Annotated in this window: 1 protein-coding gene; it reads right to left on the bottom strand. The window is 40.6% G+C overall.

Translation table 11 applies throughout. The features are described 5' to 3' along the window. Positions 1 to 978 (bottom strand): IS4 family transposase (locus JMX13_RS13560; protein ID WP_201613339.1); only part of this gene is annotated, 978 nt, incomplete at both ends.

Genomic DNA, 978 nt, shown 5'->3' on the forward strand with positions numbered 1-978 from the left:
TTCATAGGTTTAGGGGTTAAAAAGCTAACTAACTGTCGAAAGACAGTCTTATCATTGTTAAAAAACACCAAACGAAGACCTTCAATCAATAAATCCAGGCCAAGCGCAAACAAACTGGCTTGAGGTCGAGCGTTTGACTTCAACTTGCGTTTTAACGGCTTATCTTTGTCTTTATAAATACCGACATGATAAGCCCAACAAAATGCTAAGGCGTTCACTGCGACTAATTTACTGACCCGATCAAGATGGGTTAAGTGGGTATCTTCAAGATTAAAGCCACTCCCCTTTAGACAAGCAAATAAAGTCTCAATTTCCCAACGCTTGCCATAGCTTATCATCGCATCCACTGTTTCTAGTTGATTGGTTGCCACAATCACTAAACCGTAGTCTTTATCACGCTTGGCAAATACTCGAACCAAACAACCATCGACAGTCAGTATTCGCCCATGTCGATATGTTTCTTGATGGCCAACATGGCGAAATAACTCTTTAATCTGTACCAACTTGCCATGATGATTCTTAACTTTACTGTTCTTCTTAATCCGTATGGCAAAGGGTATGTGATTATTGGTGAGCCAGTTAAACCATTTTTCGCCAACAAACTCTCTGTCTGCTACTATCATCTCAAGGTTATCTTTGCCAAATTGTTTGATAAACCGCTCAATAAGTTCACAGCGTTCAAGATGGTTTGTATTACCTCGCTTATCTAGCATTTGCCAGTATAAGGGGATGGCTATCCCTTTATATACCACCCCTAGCATAAAGATGTTGAGGTTACTTTTACCCCATTTCCAGTTGGTGCGGTCAATGGTTAAGGTGACTTTGCCTAGCCCAAATAGTCGATATATCATTAAAGCCAGTTGATCATAGTCTATCCTCGCTTCGGCAAAAAATCGCTGTAGTCTGCGATAGTGACTGTCGGTCTTGCCACCCTTAGGAATGTGTCTTGCTATTTTTTTTAAGATTACTGCTTTGAGC

It is taken from the genome of Psychrobacter immobilis (assembly GCF_904846285.1).
Lineage (GTDB): Bacteria > Pseudomonadota > Gammaproteobacteria > Pseudomonadales > Moraxellaceae > Psychrobacter > Psychrobacter immobilis_D.